The organism is Acutalibacter sp., from assembly GCF_056800975.1.
Genome location: NZ_JBQISV010000106.1, coordinates 1 through 6559, shown reverse-complemented (window position 1 = coordinate 6559; position 6559 = coordinate 1). Strand labels below are relative to the sequence as shown.

General features: G+C 60.1%; 8 protein-coding genes. All 8 read left to right on the top strand.

Annotation, left to right across the window (positions count from 1 at the left end):
* A partial coding sequence (locus ACTO5E_RS09570; protein ID WP_482303228.1) for an IMP cyclohydrolase occupies window positions 1-464 on the top strand: 464 nt, incomplete at its 5' end.
* Window positions 465-635: 171 nt separating this feature from the next.
* Complete coding sequence (locus tag ACTO5E_RS09565) at window positions 636-1814, top strand: phosphoribosylaminoimidazolecarboxamide formyltransferase (RefSeq protein ID WP_482303227.1); 1179 nt, start codon at window positions 636-638, stop codon at window positions 1812-1814.
* A gap of 44 nt (window positions 1815-1858) precedes the next feature.
* Complete coding sequence (locus ACTO5E_RS09560; protein WP_482303226.1) at window positions 1859-2245, top strand: DUF6483 family protein; 387 nt, start codon at window positions 1859-1861, stop codon at window positions 2243-2245.
* Between the two features lie 23 nt (window positions 2246-2268).
* On the top strand, window positions 2269-2661 hold the full coding sequence (locus ACTO5E_RS09555; RefSeq protein ID WP_482303225.1) for a hypothetical protein: 393 nt from the start codon (window positions 2269-2271) through the stop codon (window positions 2659-2661).
* Window positions 2662-2728: 67 nt separating this feature from the next.
* Window positions 2729-4003: a phosphoribosylamine--glycine ligase gene (gene purD / locus ACTO5E_RS09550; RefSeq protein ID WP_482303224.1), complete on the top strand. Its 1275-nt coding sequence runs from the start codon at window positions 2729-2731 to the stop codon at window positions 4001-4003.
* Between the two features lie 18 nt (window positions 4004-4021).
* Window positions 4022-5551, top strand: a complete 1530-nt coding sequence (locus ACTO5E_RS09545; RefSeq protein WP_482303222.1) for a DUF2130 domain-containing protein — start codon at window positions 4022-4024, stop codon at window positions 5549-5551.
* Entirely contained in the window at window positions 5548-6237 is a 690-nt protein-coding gene (locus ACTO5E_RS09540) for a Type 1 glutamine amidotransferase-like domain-containing protein (RefSeq protein WP_482303221.1), read from the top strand. Before ACTO5E_RS09545 ends, ACTO5E_RS09540 begins: the two co-directional genes overlap by 4 nt.
* A gap of 28 nt (window positions 6238-6265) precedes the next feature.
* Window positions 6266-6559 (top strand): Gfo/Idh/MocA family oxidoreductase (locus ACTO5E_RS09535; RefSeq protein ID WP_482303220.1); only part of this gene is annotated, 294 nt, incomplete at its 3' end.

The window sequence follows — 6559 nt, the reverse complement described above, 5'->3', positions numbered from 1 at the left end:
ACCAGACCGACACCATTCACGACTATATTGCCGCCCACCCGGACTGCCCGGTATCCGGGGCCTTTCAGCAGGCCCTGCTCACCCGCACCTATGAGCCGGACCCGCCCATCTACACCCCCCGCATCTCTGGTGTGATGGAGCTGAAGGACGGATACCGCTACCGGCTGTCCATCCTCAAGGGCGGACAGGTCCGGGAGGGGTCTCCCGCCGCCTTGCGCCAGTTCTTCGACTATGAGCCTGTGCCGGGGGTGGGACATTTCATCCACACCTATCAGGGAGACGGCGACCCGGTGCCCTCCTTTGCAGGGGAGCCCAAGACCGCGGCCCTCTCCGGGGACATTGACAGCTTTACAAACAGCCTGTGGGAGAGCCTGAATGAGGACAACAAGGTCTCGCTGTTTGTGCGGTATATTGACCTGGAAACCGGCGCGGCAGAGACCCGGGTGGTCAACAAGAACCAGTAAGGCGCGGACAGGCCTCAGCAAAGCTTAGACATTTTTGGGCCTCTGACAGCCGGCTTTATGGAAGACGAGGACAAAAACCTTCCAAAGTCCTTTCATCTTCCTGGGCCGGTGCGGTCTGGAAGCGGTTTCATTCTTTTTCTGTCTACTACTTTTTTAGAAAGGCTGGTCAACATGGCAAACGAAATCTCTCTGAAATATGGCTGCAACCCCAATCAAAAGCCCTCCCGCATTTTCATGCAGGAGGGCGGCGAGCTGCCTGTGCAGGTGCTCAACGGCAAGCCCGGCTATATCAACTTTCTGGACGCCTTCAACAGCTGGCAGCTGGTCCGGGAGCTGAAAGCAGCCACCGGCCTGCCCGCCGCAGCCTCCTTCAAGCATGTAAGCCCTGCCGGCGCGGCGGTGTATGTGCCCCTTAGCGACACTCTGAAGAAAATCTACTTTGTGGACGACCTGGAGCTCTCCCCCATTGCCAGCGCCTATGCCGCCGCCCGGGGGGCTGACCGCATGTCCTCTTACGGCGACTGGGCCGCCCTCTCTGACGTGTGCGACAAGGAGACCGCCGCTTTGCTGGCCCGGGAGGTCTCCGACGGCATCATTGCCCCCGGCTACACCGAGGAAGCCCTGGCCATTCTCAAAACCAAGCGCAAGGGGAACTACAATGTGGTGCAGATCGACGAGAATTACATCCCCGCCCCCATTGAGCACAAGGACGTGTTCGGCGTCACCTTTGAGCAGGGCCGTAACGAGCTGGTCATCAACGGGGACATGCTGAACGACCTGCCCACTGCCAACAAGTCCCTCTCCGACGAGGCCAAGCGGGACCTGGTGGTCTCCCTGATTACCCTAAAGTACACCCAGTCCAACTCTGTGTGCTATGTAAAGAACGGCCAGGCCATCGGCGTGGGGGCCGGCCAGCAAAGCCGGGTCCACTGCACCCGTCTGGCAGGCAACAAGGCCGACAACTGGTATCTGCGCCAGTCCCCTCGGGTGCTGGAACTGCCCTTCAAGCCGGACATCCGCCGGCCGGACCGGGACAACACCATTGACGTGTACATCTCCGACGACTATATGGACGTGCTGGCAGACGGCCAGTGGGAGAACTTCTTCACAGTAAAGCCCGAACCCTTTACCCGCGAGCAGCGCCGTGCCTGGCTGGACGGTATGAACGGCGTGGCCCTGGGCTCCGACGCCTTCTTCCCCTTTGGGGACAACATTGAGCGGGCCCACAAGTCCGGGGTGGAGTTTATCGCCCAGCCCGGCGGGTCCATCCGTGACGATAATGTCATCGAGGTTTGCGACAAGTATGGCATTGCCATGGCCTTTACAGGCATCCGGCTGTTCCATCACTAAGCCGCTGCGGACTGGCAGCAGGACCGCGAAAGGAGGGAACGCCGGTGTTTATACAACAGGACTGGCTGATGCGGCAGATTGAGATGATGGTCTCCACTGTTCTGCGGCTGGCGGGTTTGGAGCTTTCTCAGGAATCTGTCCAGGGGGAGGAGCTCCGCCAAAGCGGCTCGGACTGGCTGGAACAGGAGCTGACCCGTCTGCTGAACCAGGGCCGGCTGGGAGAGGCGGAGGATCTTCTTTTTGAGCATCTGAAGCCCGGAGACAAGGACGCGCTTGCTGCCGCGCTGCGTTTTTACCAGCAGGCCAACGCCCTGACAGACGCGGAGCTGGAAGCCCAGGACTTTACCCGGGAGGAGCTCATGGAGGGGTTGGAGCAGGCGGTCAAGCGGTACGGCCTGTGCCTTCCGGGATTGGGCCCGACGGAGCTGTAAGAAAAACGAAGGGAGGTTGGCCCATGCGCAAGGCTATTTTCTGGGACTCGGCTATTCTGCTCCCCCGCCCGGAGGCTGCCGGGACCCTGGCCATGTGTGCCTATGGCCAGTGGAAAAACTACCTGCTGGGCACGGAGCCGGATTTTCTTCAGCAGGAGCCCTTTCTGGCCCGGTTCTTTTCCGGGGAGCTGGTCCTGTCCCCCGAGGGCCTTGGCGGGCCCCAGTTCTTCCGGGCAGCGGAGCGGACCGCCAAATTCCCCACCCTGGTGTATCTGGCCACCGGAGAGCCCTCCGCCCTGGTGCGGGCCCTGAAAGCGGGGTGGCACGGGGCCTATCTGGCAAAGCCGGGGGTTCCCCATCTGGGGGCTGACATTACCGCCCTGTCACTGGCGGAGATTGGCAGGCGGCTTTTGTAAGAGCTTGTATTTATAGCGAGGGACACGAGCTCTGCCCTACACTACATAGAGGAAAGAAGGTATCAGCATGGATATATTAGTCATCGGCAGCGGTGGACGGGAGCACGCCATCATCCGCAAGCTGCGGCAGAGTCCCCGGGTGGGCAGGCTCTACTGCGCCCCAGGCAACGGGGGCATTGCCCAGGACGCGGAGTGCTGCCCTGTAAACGCCATGGACAAGGCTGGTATGCTGGCTCTGGCCAAGGAAAAGGCCGTGGACCTGGTGTTTGTGGCCCCGGACGACCCTCTGGGCGCAGGCATGGTGGACTATCTGGAGGAAGGCGGCTTTCTCTGCTACGGCCCCAACTATCAGGCTGCGCAGATTGAGAGCAGCAAGGTGTTCTCCAAAAATCTTATGAAGAAATACGGCATTCCCACTGCCGGGTATGAGGTGTTCGACGACCCTGCCGCCGCGCTGGCCTACATCAAGTCCCAGAACCAATACCCTGCCGTCATCAAGGCCGACGGCCTGGCGGTGGGCAAGGGGGTGGTCATTGCCCAGAACGAGAAGGAGGCGGCGGAGGCTCTGCACAGCCTGATGGAAGACAAAATTTTTGGCGACTCCGGCAACCGGGTGGTGGTAGAGGAGTTCCTTACCGGCCCCGAGGTGACGGTGCTGGCCTTTACCGACGGCAAGGTCATGCGGCCCATGGCGGCCTCTATGGACCACAAGCGGGCTCATGACGGAGACCAGGGCCCCAACACCGGCGGCATGGGCACCATTGCCCCCAACCCCCTGTACACCGAGGAAATTGCCCAGACCTGCGTGGAAAAAATCTTTATGCCCACCATGGAGGCCATGAACGCCGAGGGCCGGCCCTTCAAGGGCTGCATGTACTTTGGACTGATGCTCACCCCCCAGGGCCCCAAGGTGATTGAGTACAACAGCCGCTTCGGCGACCCGGAGGCCCAGGTGGTGCTCCCTCTGCTGGAAACGGATTTTGCCGAGATTGTGGAGGCCACTGCCCGAGGAACGCTGGGGGATGTGGACATCCGATGGTCCAAGGAGGCCTGCGCCTGCGTCATTCTGGCCAGCGGCGGCTACCCCGGCGGGTATGAGAAGGGCAAGGCTATCACCGGCCTGGACGAAAAGGGTCAGGCTGAGGGCGTGGAGGTGATTCACGCGGGCACCCAGTACGAAAACGGCGGCTTTGCCACCAGCGGGGGCCGGGTGCTGGGCATTACCGCCAAGGCCCCTACCTTGGAGGAGGCCCTGAGCAGGGCCTACGCGGCGGCGGACCGGATTCACTTTGAGGGCTGCTTCTGCCGCAGGGACATCGGCGCCCGGGCACTGGGCCGCTGAGCCTGAAAGGAGAATCCTATGCAGGAGCTGAAATGTCCCAACTGCGGCAAGGTGTTCCAGGTAGACGAGGCGGGCTATGCCCAGATCGTCCAGCAGGTGCGGGGAGAGGAATTTGACAGAGAACTGCGCGGCCGGGAGGCCGCTTTGAAGGACCAGCACCAGAAGGACCTGAAAATGGCCCAGACTGACAGGGAGCAGGCCCTCATCCAGGCCAGAGCCCAGAACGCCCAGGCTTTAGCTGAGAAGGACCGGCTCATCACCCAGCTTCATGAGCAGCTCAAGCAGAGCGGCACGGAGAAGGAACTGGCAGTCACCCAGGCTGTCACCGAAAAGGACCAGGAGCGCACCGACGCTCTGTCCAAGAAGGAGGCTGAGCTGGCAGAGCGGGACAAACGTATTGCCCAGCTGGAAAGCCAGCTCCAGCAGAGCGGCACGGAGAGAACCCTGGCGGTCACCCAGGCTGAGTCGAAAAAAGACCAGGAACGCTCGGACGCGATTGCCAAGAAGGACGCCCAGCTGGCAGAACAGGAAAAGCGCATTCTGGAGCTGGAAAGCCAGCTGAAAAACAGCGGCAGTGAGAAGGAGCTGGCGGTTACACAGGCGAAAAACGCGGCCGAGCAAGCGCAAAAAGAGCAGGAGCTGGAAATCATCCGCCTGAAGGGCCGGCTCTCCAACGAGCAGTCAGAGAGTCAGCTGAAGGAGAAGGCTCTGAAGGAGCAGTATGAGGCCCAGCTGAAGGCCAAGGACGAGCAGATCGAGTATTATAAGGACTTCAAGGCCCGGCAGAGCACCAAAATGGTGGGCGAAAGCCTGGAACAGCACTGTCAGAACCAGTTTAACCAGCTGCGCATGACAGCCTTTCCCAACGCCTATTTTGAGAAGGACAACGACGCCCGCACCGGCAGCAAGGGGGATTTCATCTTTCGGGAGAGCGAGGACGGGACGGAGTTCATCTCTATTATGTTCGAGATGAAGAACGAGATGGACGAGACCGCCACCAAGCACAGAAACGAGGATTTCTTCAAGGAGCTGGACAAGGACCGCCGGGAAAAGCGCTGCGAGTACGCGGTGCTGGTGTCTCTGCTGGAGGCGGACAATGATTTCTACAACAGCGGCATTGCAGACGTGTCCTACCGGTATGAGAAGATGTATGTGGTGCGGCCCCAGTTCTTTATCCCCATCATCACCCTGCTGCGCAACGCTGCCCGGAACTCCCTGAAATACCAGCGGGAGCTCCGGGAGGTACGGAGCCAGCAGATTGACGTGGAGAACTTTGAGGACGCCATGAACGACTTCAAGGACAAGTTCGGACGGAACTACCGGCTGGCCAGCGAGAAATTCAAAACTGCTATTGATGAGATTGACAAGTCCATTCAGCACCTGCAAAAAATCAAGGACAATCTGCTGGGCTCGGAAAACAATCTGCGCCTGGCAAACCAGAAAGCGGAGGACCTGACCATTAAGCGGCTGACCAAGAACGCCCCCTCGGTGCGGGCCATGTTTGAGGAGCAGCGGCAGACCCGGCTGGGGCAGGAGGAGGCTCCATGACCTGGCGGAACGTGCTGTTGACCGACTCCGGCTTCTTTGACCCCTTTGACCTGCGCAAGCCCCTTGCTCCCATTGTAGCGCGATTCAACCGCATGTTGGAAAAGCCTCTCCCTCAGGCCCGGGTTCTGTTGATCCCCGCCGCAGCCTGCGACAACGAGGCCCGGTATCTGGCAGCGATCCAGCGGTGGGAGCTGGAACAGTTGGGCGTTCTGCCTGAACACATCACCATTTATGAATTGGACGGCTCTCTGGCTGAAGGGGAGGTCATGACCTACGACGTGATGTTTTTTACCGGCGGATGGGCAGAACACCTGCTGCGGCTTGTAAAAAACACAGGGTTTGACGCTGTCATCCAACGCTTTGTGTCTGCCAACAAGGTCTATGTGGGTGTAAGTGCGGGCAGTGTGCTGGCAACGCCGAACATCATGGGCTGCTTTGGCGGCGTGGACGACCCGGAGACTACTGCCCTTGGCCTGGTCAACGCCTATATTGACTGCCACTGCGATATGCAGCCGGACCTGGCTCCCAAGGCCCTGCCTCTCCCCCATGTGATGCTCCACTTCAACCAGGCCCTGGCGGTCAACAGCGCTGGGTATGAGCTTGTCGAGGACGCCAGCGCCCGCCACACCATCGACTGGTCCAGCCCTCCTGTCGTGGGCGTCGACGTGTTCCAAATTCAACTATAGCATAAAGTTATGGAAGGAGTACATCAAAATGAAAGCACCTATTACCTTTGCCATCTGCGGCTTCGGCGACCGGGGCAGCACCTATGCCTCCATGCAGGAGCTGTTCCCCGGCCGGATGAAAGTGGTGGCCGTGGCGGACCTGAACCCCAGCAAGGTCAAAAAGGCTCAGGCACTCTATGACATTCCCGATGAGAACTGCTTTGCAAGCGGAGAGGAAATGCTGGCCCATGAAAAGCTGGCCGACGTGATGATCGTCTCTACCATGGACCGCCAGCATGTGGACCATGCCATTCCCGCCTTGGAGCGAGGCTATCATGTGCTG